A 17,514-nucleotide genomic window follows, 5' to 3' on the forward strand; every position below is an offset into this window, starting at 1 on the left:
GATACCCTCCTATTACCAAGATTGCGTTTCTTTGCACTCTTTGATCACTTTTTCAAGTTGAGCGGCAATCTCATCGTTGTAGTTGCATGTCTTATTGATTTCATCCATCAATGCCTTGTGCTGACTTTCAGCAAAAGCATGCAAGGCTGCTTCAAATGATCCAACTTTACTTAGTTCAATCTCATCTAAGTGACCTTTATCAACTGCATATAGTGATAATGCCATTTTAGCGATGCTCAGTGGTGAGAATTGCTTTTGCTTCATCAATTCCATCACACGCTCACCACGCTTTAATTGCGCGCGCGTTGCATCATCTAAATCTGAGGCAAATTGTGAAAATGCTTCAAGCTCACGGTATTGCGCTAGTGCCAAACGCACACCGCCACCTAGCTTTTTAATGATCTTAGTTTGCGCTGATCCGCCAACACGCGATACTGAGTTACCGGCGTTAATCGCTGGACGAATACCCGCATTAAATAAATCTGTCTCTAAGAAAATCTGACCATCGGTAATTGAAATCACGTTAGTTGGAACGAATGCTGAAATATCCCCAGCTTGCGTTTCAATAATAGGTAATGCAGTTAAAGAACCTGTTTTACCTTTGACTTCACCGTTTGTTGCTTTCTCAACGTATTCAGCATTAACACGTGCTGCACGCTCTAACAATCTTGAATGAAGATAAAAAACATCCCCTGGATAAGCTTCACGCCCTGGTGGACGACGTAACAATAATGAAATCTGGCGATATGCCCATGCTTGTTTTGTCAAATCATCATAAATAATCAAAGCATCTTCACCGCGATCACGGAAATACTCACCCATCGCACAGCCGGCATAAGGTGCTAAGTACTGAAGTGCTGCTGAATCAGCTGCATTAGCAGCAACAATGATTGTATGCGCTAAAGCATCATGTTCTTCTAGTTTACGAACAACATCGGCTACTGATGAAGCTTTTTGACCAACCGCCACATAAATACATTTTACACCCGTATCTTTTTGGTTGATGATCGCATCGATTGCTACTGCTGTTTTACCAGTTTGTCTATCACCAATAATCAATTCACGTTGACCGCGACCAATTGGCACCATCGCGTCAATTGCTTTAATACCCGTTTGCACTGGCTGATCAACTGATTGACGCCAAATCACCCCAGGGGCTACTTTTTCAACCGGTGAAGTGACCGTTGTTTTGATATCACCTTTGCCATCGATTGGATTACCCAAGGCATCAACAACACGACCTAATAACGCTTCACCCACTGGGACTTCTAAAATACGCCCTGTGCAATACGCTTTTTGACCTTCTTGAATATGCTCGTAATCACCTAAGACAACGGCACCAACTGAATCTTGTTCAAGGTTAAGTGCTAGACCATAAACACCGCCTGGCAGCTCGATCATCTCACCTGCGGCAACTTCATTTAAGCCATGAATACGAATAATACCATCGGAAACAGATACGATAGTACCTTCTGTTTTTGTTTGTGGCGCATTGTCAAACTTGGCAATACGCTCTTTTATTAATTCACTAATTTCTGCTGGAGTAAGCTGCATAGTCTTTATTCCTATTAATCTTGTTTAAGCTTGTAGCTCGTGCTGTAATTTTCGAAGCTTGCCTTTGATAGAACCATCAATAATATGATCCCCTATCTCAATCGTTGCTCCACCAATTAAACTTGCATCAACTGCCACGTCAATTTCAATTGCGCACTGATATTTTTGCTCAAGTTTTGTTTTTAATTTTTGAATTTCTGCATCAGAAGTTTCAAATGCCGTCGTGATCTTCGCCTTTTTGGCTTTCTCATCTTCGGCTTTATGTAATAAAAACAACTTATAAATCGTTGGAATAACTGTCAAACGATTATGCTCTGCAGCCAGTTTGACAAAATTCTTACCATGCTCATCAAGCACGTCTTTTAAGACATCAAATATCAATACGGATACATCTGACTGAGAATAGGCAGGGTTATCAAGCAACAATGCCACCTGATTATCTGTCACACATTCCGACAGATTAAGTAGCATAATATTCCAGTTTGCAACGGCATTATGTGCTTTAGCATACTCGTAAGCAGCTTGCGCATAAGGTCTTGCAATCGGCGTTAAGTCTGCCATGATCGTACCTCTTAAAGTTCAGCTGCCATTTCTTCCAATAAATGATTATTGGTTGTCATATCAATGTTTTTACTAATAAGCTTTTCAGCACCAGCAACAGCAATGCCTACGACTTCTTTGCGTAGTTTTTGCTTCATTGCAATCATATGTGCTTCAGCTTCATCATTAGCCGCTTTACGAATACGATCTGCATCAACACGTGCCGCTTCTTTGGCTTCTTCATCGATTTGCATCGCACGCATATTCGCTTGCTCAATAATTTTCGTTGCTTGTGCTTTTGCTTCATGAATAAGCTCTTGGGCTTTTCTTTTAGCAACTTCTAGCTCTTTTTCCGCGCGATCAGCAGAAGCCAAGCCATCAGCAATTTTTGCACGACGCTCGTCCATTGCTTTTTTCAACGGCGGCCAAACGAACTTCATGGTAAAACCGACAAAGATGATAAAGGTGATCATCTGGCCGATTAGCGTAATATTAATATCCATGATTTCTCCTTGTGGATATGTTCAGGATTTATCGTTAATTATGCACCTAGTGCTTTTGTTGCAGCTTCTGCTAAACCGTTAATTGCTAATGGGTTTGCATAAAGAACCAAGAAACCGATTGCAATTGAGATTGCCGCGAACGCATCAACGAAAGCCGCTACGATAAACATGCGCCCCAGTAACATACCGCTTAATTCAGGTTGACGTGCCACACCTTCTAGGTACTTACCACCTAACACACCAAAGCCGATCGCAGTTCCTAATGCAGGCAAAGCAATCAATAACGCAACGGCAATTGCTGTTAGACCGTTTAATTGACCTAGTACTTGTAATGACATTTCCATTTTTTTCTCCTTAGTTGGTTTGTTTAATGTTTAATTCTTAATTCTTAACTCTTAACTCTTAACTCTTAACTCTTATTAATGGTCATCTTGTGCAAGATTCAAATAAACCACTGTTAGCATCATAAATACAAACGCTTGGATCACGATAACTAAGATGTGGAAGATCGCCCATAATCCGCCCAATGTCCATTGAATCCACCATGGTAATAAAGCGATCAAGATAAAGATCAACTCCCCTGCGAATAAGTTGCCGTACAAACGCAGTGATAATGACAACGGTTTAACAACTTCATCAATAATTCTAAAGGCGATATTTAATGGGAAAGCCCAGATACCAAATGGTGCACTTAAGATTTCTTTTAATAAACCAAAGCCACCTTTAGCCTTAAGGTTATAACCAATAATCAAAATAAAGACGCTCAATGATAACGCAAAGGTTAAGTTAGGATCAGCCGTTGGCACGATCTTAAAGTATGCTTCAGACGAACCACCAAAAAGCACGATCAAACGCCCTGCCAAGTCTACTGGAATCAGATCCATAAAGTTCATCAACAATACCCATACGAAAATGGTAATCGCAAGAGGGGTTACAAAGTCACGCTTATGATGATAAGTATCAGCTACTGCGCCATCGATCCATTCACATATGAGCTCCACCCCATTTTGGAATTTACCTGGAGTATCTGAGCTTGCTTTTCTTGCTGCTAAATACATTAAGCTTAAGAAAAACACGCCCAATACAATACTTACTATAAGGGTGTCTAAGTTTAGCGTCCAGAACGAAGAATCGCCCAAGCTCACCTGCCAGTGGTGAAGATGGTGTCTTACATATTCTGAAGAAGTTAAGCTTTCTCCTGCCATATCACTCTTCTCTTATTTGTTTAGGGTTTATTTTAAATGGGTTAACTTCATAAAAAGCGGCATAAACCACATTGCCAGTTGCAGCACCAAAAGCCCCGCGATATACGGCAGAAACTTCGGTTGCACATAAATTGCAATCAACACAGTGCCGACAGCAACCATGACTAATTTTGCAAACTCACAGGCATATAAAATGCACACTTCTTTGAAAGGATGATATTGCGCTTTGCGCAAAAAAAGACGTAATAAAAAAACAACATTGGCTACAAACATCAAACACGAGCCTAAGAGGAATCCAACAGCATAGCTTTTACCCCACAAAAGACACACCAAACTCCCTAGGATCACAAGGATCATTTGGAAAGCAAAAAAGTGCCTTTTATATAGTTTTCGGTTTGCTAGCATCGTTAGACTTTATCCCTTAATTTTACGCCAAGCAGTATATAGAGCGTAAGCTATCGGCGCAAGCGAAAAGTGTTCTTTTTGTGTAAAGGCTATTAACACAAGCAACAGGCTCTTTTCTAATGCTTTGAACCCTGAAAAAGTGACAACAATAAACAGATGATAAACACAAGCCATGGAATGACTATCGTCACCTCACCAAGCAAAATCGCAAGATTTGATTGCTTCAATAGTGGGAAGTAATACGCCAAAGTCATGGCAAAAACGATAGCAATTATTCCAATAAAAAGTGCATAGATAGAGACCTTATCTAATCTTTTAACTTGCATACAATACATTCCCGCCAACGATGTTTGTGCACTAAGTATGCCGAGCATTGGCAGATGTGTCCAGTGTGTTATATACACCATACCCATCGCAAACCATTTTGCGGTGTTTAATGTTGAGGAAGTTTTTGATAATTTTGGGTGATTGGGTTGCAGCTAATAGCTAGGACTATTAGCAAGAGCCAACCACCCAAAAGTGCGAGAAATTCAATGGCAGAAATACTGTAAGATGGTTTGCGATGGGTATATGCTTTTCAGATTTTATTCACCAATGAAATCGATCGCTTTTTGTAAACGTGAAATAACACGCTCTTTACCAAGCCACTTCAAGGTTAAGCCGATATCCGGCGACTGCCCAGATCCGGTGACAGCAACACGTACGGGCATGCCAACTTTCCCCATGCCAAGATTTAACTCACTCGCGGTGTCCTTTAATAAATGATGCAATGCAACTTCATCTTGCCAACTTTTATCATCTAACTCACTTGCTTTGTCTTTAACATATTGAAGCACACTTGCAGCAGCTTTAACTAAATGCTTAGCGGCAGCCTTTTCATCAAACTCATCGAAGTCGCGATAAAAATAAGTAGATTGCTCTGTGAGCTCTTTTAATGTTTTTACTTTCTCCGCCATCACCGGAATAAGCGCATCAAACGCAGGTCCGTTATTGACATCTAAGCCTTGAGTTTGAAAGTGATAAACAAGCTCTTTTGCAACCTCTTGTGTTGGCAAATGACGCATATAGTGCTGATTAAGCCAGTTTAATTTTTCGGTATTAAATGCTGACGCTGAGGCATTGATATCATCTAGCTCAAAATATTCCAAAATCTCATCCAGACTAAAAACTTCTTGATCACCATGCGACCAGCCTAAACGAATAAGGTAATTAATCAGCACTTGCGGCAAATAACCATCTTCTTTGTATTGCATCACACTCACCGCGCCATGGCGCTTGGAGAGTTTTTTGCCATCATCGCCTAAAATCATTGGCACATGTGCAAATACGGGCACTTCAGCATTTAAAGCGTGATATAAATTGATCTGACGTGGCGTATTATTAACATGATCATCACCACGCACCACATGGGTGATTTGCATATCGCGATCATCGACAACCACACAAAAGTTATATGTCGGCGCACCATCTGAGCGCTTAATAATTAAATCATCCAACTCACTATTGGCAATTGTGATTTCGCCTTTCACCGCATCGATCCAGCTCACCACGCCTTCTTCTGGATTCTTAAAACGAATAACGTGAGGCTTTGAAACATCTTGCTCACCAGCATCAAGGTGGCGACAATGCCCATCATAACGTGGCTTTTGTTTATTCGCCATTTGCGTTTCTCTTAACTCATCCAAACGCTCGCGCGAGCAATAGCAGCGATAGGCTTTGCCCTCTGCTAACAGCTGATCAACAACCTCTTGATAGCGATCAAAATGCTCAGTTTGATAGTATGGTGCACTATCGGCATGTAATCCCAACCAATCCATACCATCTAGAATTGCCTGTACAGCTTCTGGCGTTGAACGCTCAAGATCAGTATCCTCAACACGCAATACAAACTCACCGTTATTTTTACGCGCATAAACCCACGAAAAAAGTGCAGTTCTTGCACCACCAACATGCAAATACCCCGTCGGACTCGGGGCAAAACGCGTTTTTACTCTTTTAGTCACGTTATTTACCTATTTACCTTAATTTATTGTCTCTTTAATCAAAAAATAGTACTTACACCACTCACCAACCATTTTACGAGCGGTATATTGAAAAACGCTGACTAGTGTACTGGAAAACACCGTGCGAATAAACCATGATGTTATTGCTAAGATTTGCATTTTTGCTTTCATCTTTTAGCAAGGAGCTGCTACAATGAGCCACTTTTAAGCAATTTTCGGCATAACACTACGCCACCTTTATATGTCTTTCATCTACAGTTGCCATATCAACAATAGTTATTCATTCTCACGTATTATTTATTTGCTCAAAAATCCTTAGCGTTTTTTTGCTGTAACTTTCAGCTTCTCCATCTATAAATTCAATTGTAAATATAAAACCAACACCACCACGCTTAAGGTAGAATTATGAGTACTCAAACTTCACAAATAATTGAGGCCAAAACCCTCAAAGTTAATTTTATTCTTTCCATTGTTTACGTGCTTTTTAGCCTAGTCATTGTCTATTTCGCACAGTCCTTAACTGTACTATTAGACGTTGGCTATTCCGTCATTACGCTATTGATCTATGCAGCCTCACTCTATGTCATCAAGAAAATTAATCAACCTGCTAATAAGCGTTACCCTTACGGTTATCATCGTTTAGAGCCTGTATTTGTCCTTTTACAGGCTGGATTTATTTTAATCGTTGCCGCAAGCGTTATCATTATGGCGATTGTTAACCTTATGACTCATGCCGTCACACCTAACTATTTATTTGCCTTTATCGCTTCTATCACTGGCACGCTTACTTGCAGCATAATGTATTTTTATGTGCGTAATGCTGCGCGCAAAACAGGTTCAAAAATTTTGCATGCTGATGCTGAATTATGGAAAGCGGATGCCTTACTCAGTGCTTCTGTTGATATCTCTCTTGCTATCGCTTTAATATTGGTGTTTTTTGGCTTGCCACATATTGCCATCTATATCGACCCGATTATTGCTATTATCATGGGACTTGTGATCACGATCAAACCATTAAAACTGATTAAGGAAGCAGGGCTTAACTTATTAGATGCATCCGTTGCACCTGAATTACGTGAAAAAATCACTAGCGCTGCTAATTTGATTTGCTCTAACCAAGGGCTAACCATTCAAAACAGTATCGTCACCCAATCTGGACGTTTTTTATTTGTTGATGTGCATTTAAAGCTTCCGCAAACTTTGCCAACTCAAGAACTACGTCATTTGAAAGCAACTTTACTTAAGCACTATAAAGATAATCATAAAGAAAATGTCGTTTATGTTTACCTAAGTATTTAGACTGATACTTTTCTAGCAACAAAGCTAGTTGACTGAACCTCTAAAATCTCAACTTCATCACCCACCTTGGCATCCTCGACCAAGACACGCCATTCAGTATCACCAATTTTTGCCTTGGCAACACCTGAGTGGCTTCTTTGTGTGATCACAACGATCTTACCGATATAACGCCCCAAGCGATCATTGACATCAAGTTGCACATTATTTTTTTGCTTACGCTTTTTCAGAAAAAAACACCCCAACAGCATCGAGCCTAAGGCAAAGACACCTGCTAGTAGCAATTGCCAATTGATCGGCAACTCAGGATAAAACCACATAATCACCCCCAACAGCAAGGCTGATATCGCAAAAAACAAGAAAAACATCGTTAAAGTAAAAATTTCAATAATCAGCAAAATCCCCATTAAAACCCACCAATGCCAATACAACATATTCTATCCACCTTAATTTGTTATGCCTTAACCTGCATGGACTTTAACAACTCGCTGATCCCGCCAACAGAACCAATGATATTAGATGCCTCTAATGGCATCATAATCGTTTTACTATTATCCGAGGACGCAATCGCGCCCACGGCTTCAATATACTTTAATGCCACAAAGTACTGAATCGCTTGAATGTCACCCTTGGCAATGGCATTAGAAACGGTTTCAGTGGCAACTGCCTCAGCTTGCGCTGTCCGCTCGCGTGCTTCGGCTTCACGAAATTGCGCTTCTTTGTAACCTTCGGCCTCCAAAGCCTGTTTCGTTTTTTGTGCTTCTGCGGCAAGAATCTCAGATTGTTTCTCACCTTCGGCCTTTAATATAGCCGCTTGACGCACCCCTTCAGCACGCAAGATCTCAGCGCGCTTCTCACGCTCTGCTTTCATCTGCTGCGCCATTGCGTCTAACAAGTCACGTGGAGGTGTAATATCCTTAATCTCAACACGGACGATTTTGACACCCCATGGATCCGTCGCCTCATCTAAAACTGACAATAACTTGGCATTCATAAAGTCACGATTAGATAGCATCTCATCCAAATCAATCCCACCTAACACCGTACGGATATTCGTCATGATTAGGTTTTCTAATGCTAGAGGTAAATCATTGATCACATAAGTAACCTTCTTTGCATCAAGCACTTGGAAAAAAGCAACACCATCAACTTGGACACTGGCGTTATCACGACTAATCACTTCCTGCTTTCTGACATTGAGCACGGTCTCTTTTAAACTCACGCGACTACGCACGCGATCGATTAGCGGGAAAATGATATTTAACCCCGGATGCAAGGTTTTATAGTAACGCCCAAAGCGCTCGACCACAAACTCTGATGCTTGTGGCACCACCTTGACTGAGGCAAAAAAAAATACAATTGCTAAAACAATAATCACGATAGGAATCAATGCGTGAAGTGCCATGTTACTACTCCTGTAAAGCTAACTTACGCACCAAAGTGTAGTTAGTTTCGCTTAACTTTCCAAGCATTTGCAGTAAATCAATCTGATTTGTTTTACAACTCAAAAAAAACATCTACACTAAAGATCACAATCATGTACGATATATACGCTTGCTTATGGATACTATTGCAATTATTGATGATGAACGAGACATTCGCGAAGGACTTGCTAGCTATCTTCAACAAAACCACTTTGATACTGCTGTATTTGAGGATGGTCTAACCTTTTTAGAGGATTTTCAAAAACGTGATTTTTCCTTGGTGATCCTTGATGTGATGATGCCTAAAATCGATGGTCTTGAGGTCTGTCGTGAACTAAGAAAAAAATCTGGCATACCCGTGATCTTCTTATCGGCAGCTGGAGAAGCATTTGATCGCATTTTAGGACTTGAAGTCGGTGCGGATGATTATATTAGTAAACCCTTTAATCCACGTGAGGTGCTTGTGCGTGTTAAAACAGTTTTGCGCCGTCGCGGCAATACCAGCAATAGCACCCATGGCGCAATTGAAACAAACGACTGGGTGATATCCCCTAATAAGCGCACATTAACCTACCCTAATGGCGAAGAAATCAAGTTTACACCGGCTGTTTATGAGCTTTTTGAATACCTGTATCAGCACAAGGGTGAAACCGTCTCGCGCGAGCAAACCTTTGAAGCGCTTTTGAAGCGTCCCTTTGAAGAGTTTGATCGCACAATTGATATTCGTATTAGCCGCCTACGTAAGATGCTTGATAACAACCCTCAAGATGGCACCAGCTATATCCAGACAGTTAAAGGCGCTGGTTATTTATTTGATTTAAAAGACTAAAAATATGAATATCAACCTTCGCAAAGTCATTCGCAGTCAAAAAAAGGCTTTTCATATCGGCATAAGTTGTGCATTTTTTTTAATCTTCCTGCAATTTATTACCTCAAGTTACTATGTTTATTCCGGCATCAACTTTCAACGCTCAGCTGAGATTAAAAACTACGACCCGACAAAACAAAATGGCATATCAACCTTAAGCTTATTTGATCTAGCTAACATCGAAACTAATGAGGACAACTATATTCATGATCGCTTTGCTTTTTATTCAACCTTTCCATCATGTACTCAGTTAGGCATTTCACAATTATTGAATAAAGTTGAAAAACCAATTAATAAATGTGAGAGTTTCTTAAATAGCAACGGGACGTGGCTTAATGTCGTTTATTACTCAAAATTCCAACTGAACACCCCCGTTAGCATTGTCTTTGGCGTTGTTGTCAGCGTGTTGTTTTTATTTATTTTGTTATTTTTAATTCAAATTAAATGGAGTATTCCTTTTTTTGAATTCCAACGCTTCGCGCAAGATATGGGACTTCGTCTTGAAGCCACACCAATTCAAATGCAACACGGGATTTTTGCTAAGGAAACTGCCGATACCTTTAACTTTATGCAAGATCGTATCAATCATGTATTAACCTATCAAAACAAGCTTCTTGCAATGACCTGTCATGATATCAGAACACCATTAGCACGTATCCAAGGACGTCGCTTGCAAGATCAAAGTGAGCTATCAATCAAGGATCAACGTGATATTCACGAAATTAATCATATGCTTGATGATCTTGTCCTTTTCTCCAAAGAAAACTGGCTAAGCGGTATTCAGTTTGAGCAGACCAATGTTTGTGATTTTTTTGATGAACTTATTGCTGAATACATCGAAAATAATAAAAATGTACGTCTTATCAATCAAATGGATGATGATTTAGAGCTCGATCTTAAGCGCCCAGCGTTCAAGCGCGCTATTAACAATATCATTAATAATGGGCTTAAACATGGCACCGAAGTGATGATCACTTTACAAACACGTTTAAAAGAATCATCCAAGCCATCACTGATTATTGATATTTCAGATAATGGGCCAGGCATTCCAGAAAATGAAATCCACAATATATTCACCCCTTTTTATACAGGCTCCTCCAAGAAAAAAGGCAATGGCTTGGGACTTGCTATTACCAAAGAAATTATCGATATTCACCAAGGAAAACTGAAGGTCAGCAATGCTACAAATGGAGGACTTAATGTTCAGATTGTTATCTAAAACATGGCAGCTTAATGCATTATTGCTGCTTTGCTGCTTAATTTTTTCAGGTATTGCTTTTACCTTATACTCTGCTTTTATCATTCAAAAAGTTGCTTTGCACGATGTTTATTACAATAGCCGCCTGTACACATCCACCTATCACTTTTTACTGGTGAGTTTGTTTTCACTGGGCTTTTTCTTGCTGCCTTTTTTAAATATCTTCTCACGTAGCTTTAACCATAGGCGGCTACTCACGATTTGCCTTGCAGTACAATTTATCTCAATACTTATACTTTATTATCACTTCAACTTTATGAGTCTTTTGTTCTCTGTCGTATCGATGTCCTTAACAAATATTATCTTTGTGCTGATCATCTTAAATTTATGGGCAATAACCCCTGCTAAATATCGTTTTTTTGTCATCTCAATCAGCTACGCAATTAAAACGGCTATTCTGACGGCTTTTTTTAATGCCACCTATAGCTACCATCAAACCATTGATAATCCTTACTTTCTATTGGTTTGCACTATTTTTATTATTATCAGTGCTACTTCCTTATTATTTTGCAGCTTAAATATTCAAAAAAAAGTAGCATATCATAGCTATACCGATCATTTATTTATCAATATCTTTTATCTTATGCGTCACTCGCGTGTTTTTTTCAAAACCACCGCAATTGCGATTATTATCACGGTAGTCTCTATTTATTTAGATAAAATAAAATTTCAGGCACTTGTACATTATAGCGATTACTTAACACCTAGTTTGTTTTTAAAAACAGCCCCAATTAACCTCTTACTAGCAGCGATTATTTGCTATATCGCCAGTATCAAGAGGCTCAAAACTCAGCTTGCCAGCTTACTTATTGTGATCTTTTGTGTTAGTTCTATTAGTTTGCTCACCATGCTGTATTTAAGTAGCAATATCAGTATTAATTTATTTTTTAGCTCATTATTTATTACTGATCAAGCCATTGGCTTTCTTGCCTATGCTTTTATTATTGGCATTTGTATCGATAAATTACTCAATGAGTTCAAGCGCAGTCAAGTGTTTGCCTTTAGCGTCTTTTATGTCCTCACCGGTGTGATGGTGTGGACGATTCTACAGATCTTAAATGCAGTATTTTAGGACGTATATACTCAAGCTACACACTTGCTCCGCTTCGCAAGCTTAGCACTCCTCTGGCAATGGATAGGTTTGTTACCTCTCTCCTCGCGGGATTGCTCGTACAGCTCAATTGTGCGGGTGAGGGGTAATTTAAACTTAACTTAGTTTGTTTGATTACTATTCTTCATCGCTCTCAGCCACCCAATTCTCAGGTGGCATCAGGTAAACGACGCGCCAACCTGCTTCAGGCGTGTATTGGCTATCAGGAGAAACGACGTGAATTTGTGATTTTTTATTGATATAAAATAATGGAATTGCCTGTTGATTGAGGGATAAAAACTGCTCCCAATTAAACTCATTACTAATGGTTGTCGTTTTAACTTGTCCGCCTTGTTTGATAATACTTCTTAATGTTTGGTAAGACAGATCTTTACTAAACAAGCGCTTTGCGTATTTTTTAGTAAGATACGTGAGCTTAGAATTTGCTTTGTTTTGCGCTGTTGGCAAGACAAATACAGACGCTCGCCCTTCAAACTCACGATAGTATTTGACTGCTGCCAAAGTATTCATCTGCTCACTGGAAGAGCAACCAAGCATTCGCCCAATGCCCACCAGATTCAAATGCCAATCAGCATGCTCTGATACGGAGCTGCCATAATAACAGGTCAAGCCTTGCAAACGACACGCCTGAACACTACGCCAACTAGTATCAGCAAGTACGACATGGACATCGTTATTATGAAGCTCCTTAGCAATGCTTCGAGCTAAAGTATTACCACCAATGACTAAAAAACCGCGTGGCTCGGGTGCCGATGCATGTAATATTTTTGCCAAAAATGGCGACGTGAGACTCTGGATAATCACGGTACCCAAGATAATCATAAAGACAATAAGAACGAGTAGCTCCCCCTCTTGTGGCAAGCCCAAATTTTCAATGACCTTGATTGAGAATAATGCAGCCACGGCAGCGGCAACAATCCCGCGAGGTGCGATCCACCCCACCATCACACGTTCACGCCAATTAAGCTCACTGCCTAAAGTTGAGAAGCCCGCAGCAATTGGTCTGACAATAAATTGCAATATCAGCACCAACACAATGGCTTTCCACCATACGGCTTCTAAGTACTCAAAACTAACATTCGCACCTAAAATGATAAATAAACTTGATATTAAGATAAGGCTTAAGGATTCTTTAAAATCAAGAATTTCCTCAATATGGGCATTAGGCATGTTACCGACGATAATCCCCATAATAGTGACAATCAAAAGCCCGCCACCTTCAACAATATGCTCAGCAATCACAAAGCTGGTAATCACAAATGACAGCACAAACATATTATTTAAATAGCTTGGCACCCATTGTTTTTTAAGCACAGTACCCAAAAGAAACCCAGCAACCAATCCGCCGATACCACCAACGAGGAATACTAATAAAATATGCACGGTGATATGCCAAAAGGCATTGTATTGTGAAGCAGTAATCGCGGTAAAAACAATCACAGCTAACAGCGCACCAATCGGGTCAACCAACATCCCTTCCCAACGGATGATATTGGCAAGTTTCTCTGTTGGGCGCACACTACGCAAAATCGGCACAACAACCGTAGGACCACTGACTGAAGATATTGCACCAATAAGAGCTGCAACTTTCCATGAAATATCAAAGAGGTAGTGCACTAAAAAAGTCGTTAAAATCGCGGTAATCAAAAGCCCAATGGTCACAATATTTCTTACTGTTCCACCCAAGCCTTTGATTTCTCTGAACTTCAAGCTCATACAGCCTTCAAAAAGAATAATTGCCACACAAATTGAAACAATCGGGTATAGCATATCCTTAAAAACAAGTGTCGGACGCAAGAACTGGTAATGATCACCCAAAACTAATTGACTGACAGGTCCTAACAAAATCCCGACAATCAATAAAAATAAAATTGCCGGCAGACGCAAACGCCACGCCAACCATTGACAAGCAAAGCCCAATAATAAAATAACCATTAACACAATAGGGATATAGGTTGTTGAGGCAAAAAAGTTACTAACTTCCACGTAGGTCGTCTTCCTTGTTGGTTTAATTCCGGATAATTGTAGCAAACAACTTGATAAGCGAAAGTACTTTTTCACCGTCTTTGATTATCGAATAGCTATAGATACCCACGTGCTAGTCCGTGAGTATCTATTTTTGATTAAAGAACGAGTACAGATTATATATATCTCCAACTTCTTCTTTATTAGGGAAAGTAAATCCCTTAAATAATGAGCTTAGAGTTTGACCATCACTTTCAATACTGGCATTTCTAAGATCTATCTTAGTATATCTGCCATTTGATTGTATATAGTATACATAATTTTCATTGCCAAAATTAACCATTTGATCATCTATGATGGCACAATTAGTAGTGTGTGAACCCAAGAACGATTTTAGTGCCAAATTCAAAACATAATCTTGGTTACTTTTAATAGAAAAGTTATTTCCATCATAGGTATAATCTGAGACATTTATTGATGAATTATTGCAAGAGTCAGTCATATCTACAGACACGTAAATGCTACCTAAAGGATAACTAAAAGTTACATCACTATGATTGTATTGCGGGCGTTCATCATTGCTGTTTGTCACTATATCTGGATAGTCTATTAAAGATGAAGTAATCTCGTGTGTTTTTTCATTATAGATGTAATTTACAGGTTTATTTGATTTTGGATCTGTAGTATGAATTAATAAATAATTTTCCCCTTGGTATATATGAGTAATCATTTTATCTAAAATACCTTTAAATAAATCATGAGTGTAGCCAACATCTGATACAGTCTTATTATTAAAATCAATACTTATATAATAAGGACCGTATAATAAATATGTTTTTTTATCGATAGTATTATAAAAACTTATTAGTTTCATTGTCCCCGGTAATGCATAAGTGGCAGCAGAATCATCCACAAATTGTTGCGCATCATTCTGAGTAGGAAATCTTTTCATTAATTCATATTTAATCCAACTTAATTTATTCGAGATACGTGCAAAATCTCCTGATGAGTGAGTTACAGCTGAAAGTTTGTCATAATCTTTACCAATTAACAAAGCAGAACCAGAATCTCCAGGTTGGCTTGAGCCATTAACCTGTGAAACCTCTACGCTATTTGGAGACGCATACACTACAGGATTAATCACCTGCCATAAGCCTTGTGCTGACGACGAATCACTTGAAGAATGACCAAGCTGCATAGTATTGTCACCTTGTGATAGATTCGTATCATAAAAGTATGAAGACAACCCAATACTTTCCTGCTTTGACAGGCTTAATAAGAATTTATCTAATGCACTTTGACCATATATCGACGAACCATCAGAGGAATACCGGACAGTATACGGACTATAATGAACCATATTTTTAAGCTGATCTTCTGTTGGGATAAATATTATCCCAACATCATCATTTTTTTCAGTAGAATAGTTACTCCATTTAGAGGATAAATCATAACTTTGAGTAGGATCGGCATAATATGTAGATATCATAAAATATGCTCCTGGATTATCACTATTTGGGTAGTATATTTTATAGTCATCTATGACTTGATCAGGGTGATTATCACTCCTAAGGCAATGACTAGCAGTTAATATGGCATGTTTGCTAATGAAACTCCCACTACAAGTTCCTAATAATGTACTAGGAAGCATTGTATATACTTCAACTGCCCATGCTTTAGTATTTTCTTCTACCTTTTTAACACCCGTACCTGTTAATGCAAAAGATAGTACAGGAAAAGATAAGGCACACGATAGTAAAGATAATTTTTTCATTCTTTCACTCCATTTTGGCATATTAACCTTTAATTGAACTGACAATCGATAGATTTAAGGAAATTTCAGAACCAGTTATTTGTTTTAATATGACGCATAACAACATCGCTACATTTACTCGCCCCGTGAGACACCCCCAAAAACTATACAAGCATAGATACTAACAAAACAATATGTAGATAGTATGTATATAAAATTAATAACCATATTTAAATGATAAAACTTTCACTGAGAGCTAGAAAGCTGTTCAAGAACGAAGTGACCTCCCCCATACCATGATCTCTACAATGTAGGCTTCTAGGTGATAGAATTGCAGGAAACAACCAGGATTATTAGCAAAATTGAATCAGCCGAAAGGGTGTAAAGTTCATGGTTTATGTGCGATATATGGAGACAATACCCGTAGGGGTAATTCATGAATTACCCCTACACTGCCATAAAAATACTCAACAAGGTAATACTGACAATAGAAAATATAAACATCTTGCGCGCCCAATGTGCCTTATCTTCAGCATTAAACCCTTTAATACTCAACGCAATCCATGCAATCCCTAAGATAAAGGCAACAGCTAAATACAACAAATGGACATGTGCAACCACTGCTAACATTAATGTCGCAATAACATATAACACAACAAAAATAAGCGCATTAACTTGGGTGTATAGCATACTGCGCTTAAGCGGTAAGACAGGGATATTCGCTGCGGCATAATCATCCTTGCGATAAATTGCAATCGCAAAGAAGTGTGGCATTTGCCAGCAGACTAAAATAATAAATAGCGTCAATGCGACTGCATCAAATCGATTGGTCACTGCGGTATAGCCAATCACTGGCGGAACAGCACCAGAAATAGCACCAACCACTGTGCCAAAAATTGAGCTTCTCTTAAACCATAATGTATAAGCCACGACATAGGCAAATAAGCCAATGGCGGCAATAATTACCGTTAGGTTATTTGTTCCTAGATACAATGCGACAAAACCAACAATGCCTAAGATAAATGAATAACTTACAGCAAAACGTAACGATACTAAACCACAAGCAGATGGTCGCTTTTGTGTACGCTTCATGAGCTGATCAATATCGCGATCGATATAGTTATTCAAAACACAGCCACAAGCAATAACAAATGCCATACCAATGAGCGCACTTAAAAAAACGACCCAAGAAAAATTACCTTGTACCGCAACAAAAAAGCCACCGCACAAGGTAACGATATTACCGAAAATAATTCCCGGCTTGATAAGTTTAATGAGTTTCATTAACGTTACATGACCATCATCATGCTGTAAAGATTGAACATAATCCATAACGTACCGATAACTAGAATTAATACAACAATCACTGCAAATATGAAGCTAATCATATTCCAGCGTGCTTTTGAGTCTGTACTTAAGTGCAAAAAGAATACTAACTGCACATACAATTGGATAAGTGCCAAAATCGCTACCGAGATATACAGCCCAACTGGAGAGAAGACTTTAAACCCAACTAAGCTAAATGCGATAACGGTAATAATGATCGATAACACAAACCCAGTGATATAAGTTTTGTGCGTGCCATATGCCGCACCCGTTTCGTGATCGTATAAATGTTCGCCTGCCATA

General features: G+C 39.1%; 18 protein-coding genes. 4 read left to right on the forward strand and 14 right to left on the reverse strand.

The features are described from left to right. Positions 1–12: 12 nt before the first annotated feature. The 8 genes from atpA to gltX form a co-directional block, all read right to left on the reverse strand. On the reverse strand, positions 13–1,554 hold the full coding sequence (atpA, locus tag DNJ75_RS05950; protein WP_117002278.1) for a F0F1 ATP synthase subunit alpha: 1,542 nt from the start codon (positions 1,552–1,554) through the stop codon (positions 13–15). Between the two features lie 24 nt (positions 1,555–1,578). Then, positions 1,579–2,115, reverse strand: a complete 537-nt coding sequence (locus tag DNJ75_RS05955; RefSeq protein ID WP_117002279.1) for a F0F1 ATP synthase subunit delta — start codon at positions 2,113–2,115, stop codon at positions 1,579–1,581. Between the two features lie 11 nt (positions 2,116–2,126). Beyond that, complete coding sequence (locus DNJ75_RS05960; RefSeq protein WP_117002280.1) at positions 2,127–2,597, reverse strand: F0F1 ATP synthase subunit B; 471 nt, start codon at positions 2,595–2,597, stop codon at positions 2,127–2,129. A gap of 38 nt (positions 2,598–2,635) precedes the next feature. Continuing rightward, the gene (locus DNJ75_RS05965; protein WP_117002281.1) at positions 2,636–2,941 is read right to left on the reverse strand and encodes a F0F1 ATP synthase subunit B; all 306 of its coding nucleotides are present in this window, start codon (positions 2,939–2,941) and stop codon (positions 2,636–2,638) included. A 75-nt stretch (positions 2,942–3,016) separates the two neighbouring features. Then, positions 3,017–3,802: a F0F1 ATP synthase subunit A gene (gene atpB, locus DNJ75_RS05970; protein ID WP_117002282.1), complete on the reverse strand. Its 786-nt coding sequence runs from the start codon at positions 3,800–3,802 to the stop codon at positions 3,017–3,019. 27 nt (positions 3,803–3,829) lie between these two features. Continuing rightward, positions 3,830–4,207 (reverse strand): ATP synthase subunit I, encoded by a 378-nt coding sequence (locus DNJ75_RS05975; RefSeq protein ID WP_117002283.1) that lies wholly within the window; start codon positions 4,205–4,207, stop codon positions 3,830–3,832. Positions 4,208–4,323: 116 nt separating this feature from the next. Next, positions 4,324–4,533, reverse strand: coding sequence for a hypothetical protein (locus DNJ75_RS05980; RefSeq protein WP_157968230.1), 210 nt, complete (start codon positions 4,531–4,533; stop codon positions 4,324–4,326). Between the two features lie 258 nt (positions 4,534–4,791). Then, positions 4,792–6,210: a glutamate--tRNA ligase gene (gene gltX / locus DNJ75_RS05985; protein WP_117002285.1), complete on the reverse strand. Its 1,419-nt coding sequence runs from the start codon at positions 6,208–6,210 to the stop codon at positions 4,792–4,794. A 405-nt stretch (positions 6,211–6,615) separates the two neighbouring features. On the opposite strand from gltX, the gene DNJ75_RS05990 reads away from it, so the two are divergent. Next, a complete protein-coding gene (locus tag DNJ75_RS05990; RefSeq protein ID WP_117002286.1) occupies positions 6,616–7,509 on the forward strand; it encodes a cation diffusion facilitator family transporter in 894 nt (297 codons plus the stop codon). On the opposite strand, the gene DNJ75_RS05995 is transcribed toward DNJ75_RS05990, so the two are convergent. Beyond that, positions 7,506–7,940 (reverse strand): NfeD family protein, encoded by a 435-nt coding sequence (locus tag DNJ75_RS05995; protein ID WP_117002287.1) that lies wholly within the window; start codon positions 7,938–7,940, stop codon positions 7,506–7,508. The two genes, DNJ75_RS05990 and DNJ75_RS05995, sit on opposite strands and share 4 nt — an antisense overlap. Positions 7,941–7,960: 20 nt before the next feature. After that, a complete protein-coding gene (locus DNJ75_RS06000; protein WP_117002288.1) occupies positions 7,961–8,911 on the reverse strand; it encodes an SPFH domain-containing protein in 951 nt (316 codons plus the stop codon). 155 nt (positions 8,912–9,066) lie between these two features. Here DNJ75_RS06000 and DNJ75_RS06005 point away from each other — a divergent pair, with 155 nt between their 5' ends. Genes DNJ75_RS06005 through DNJ75_RS06015 form a run of 3 tightly spaced genes read left to right on the forward strand, consistent with a single transcriptional unit; the run spans position 9,067 to position 12,128 of the window. Further along, entirely contained in the window at positions 9,067–9,759 is a 693-nt protein-coding gene (locus DNJ75_RS06005) for a response regulator transcription factor (protein WP_117002289.1), read from the forward strand. A 4-nt stretch (positions 9,760–9,763) separates the two neighbouring features. Continuing rightward, the gene (locus tag DNJ75_RS06010) at positions 9,764–11,017 is read left to right on the forward strand and encodes a HAMP domain-containing sensor histidine kinase (RefSeq protein WP_117002290.1); all 1,254 of its coding nucleotides are present in this window, start codon (positions 9,764–9,766) and stop codon (positions 11,015–11,017) included. Then, complete coding sequence (locus DNJ75_RS06015) at positions 10,998–12,128, forward strand: hypothetical protein (RefSeq protein WP_117002291.1); 1,131 nt, start codon at positions 10,998–11,000, stop codon at positions 12,126–12,128. Before DNJ75_RS06010 ends, DNJ75_RS06015 begins: the two co-directional genes overlap by 20 nt. 156 nt (positions 12,129–12,284) lie before the next feature. On the opposite strand, the gene DNJ75_RS06020 is transcribed toward DNJ75_RS06015, so the two are convergent. From DNJ75_RS06020 to cyoD, 4 genes are all read right to left on the reverse strand, one after another. After that, a complete protein-coding gene (locus DNJ75_RS06020) occupies positions 12,285–14,153 on the reverse strand; it encodes a cation:proton antiporter (protein ID WP_117002292.1) in 1,869 nt (622 codons plus the stop codon). Positions 14,154–14,280: 127 nt separating this feature from the next. After that, positions 14,281–15,906, reverse strand: a complete 1,626-nt coding sequence (locus DNJ75_RS06025; protein WP_157968231.1) for a trypsin-like serine protease — start codon at positions 15,904–15,906, stop codon at positions 14,281–14,283. 426 nt (positions 15,907–16,332) lie between these two features. After that, the gene (gene cyoE, locus DNJ75_RS06030; protein ID WP_117002294.1) at positions 16,333–17,217 is read right to left on the reverse strand and encodes a heme o synthase; all 885 of its coding nucleotides are present in this window, start codon (positions 17,215–17,217) and stop codon (positions 16,333–16,335) included. Next, positions 17,175–17,513, reverse strand: a complete 339-nt coding sequence (gene cyoD / locus DNJ75_RS06035; RefSeq protein ID WP_117002295.1) for a cytochrome o ubiquinol oxidase subunit IV — start codon at positions 17,511–17,513, stop codon at positions 17,175–17,177. Before cyoD ends, cyoE begins: the two co-directional genes overlap by 43 nt. Position 17,514 lies beyond the last annotated feature (1 nt).

Origin of the sequence: Cysteiniphilum litorale (genome assembly GCF_003428165.1) — a bacterium.
Classification (GTDB): Bacteria; Pseudomonadota; Gammaproteobacteria; order Francisellales; family Francisellaceae; genus Caedibacter; species Caedibacter litoralis.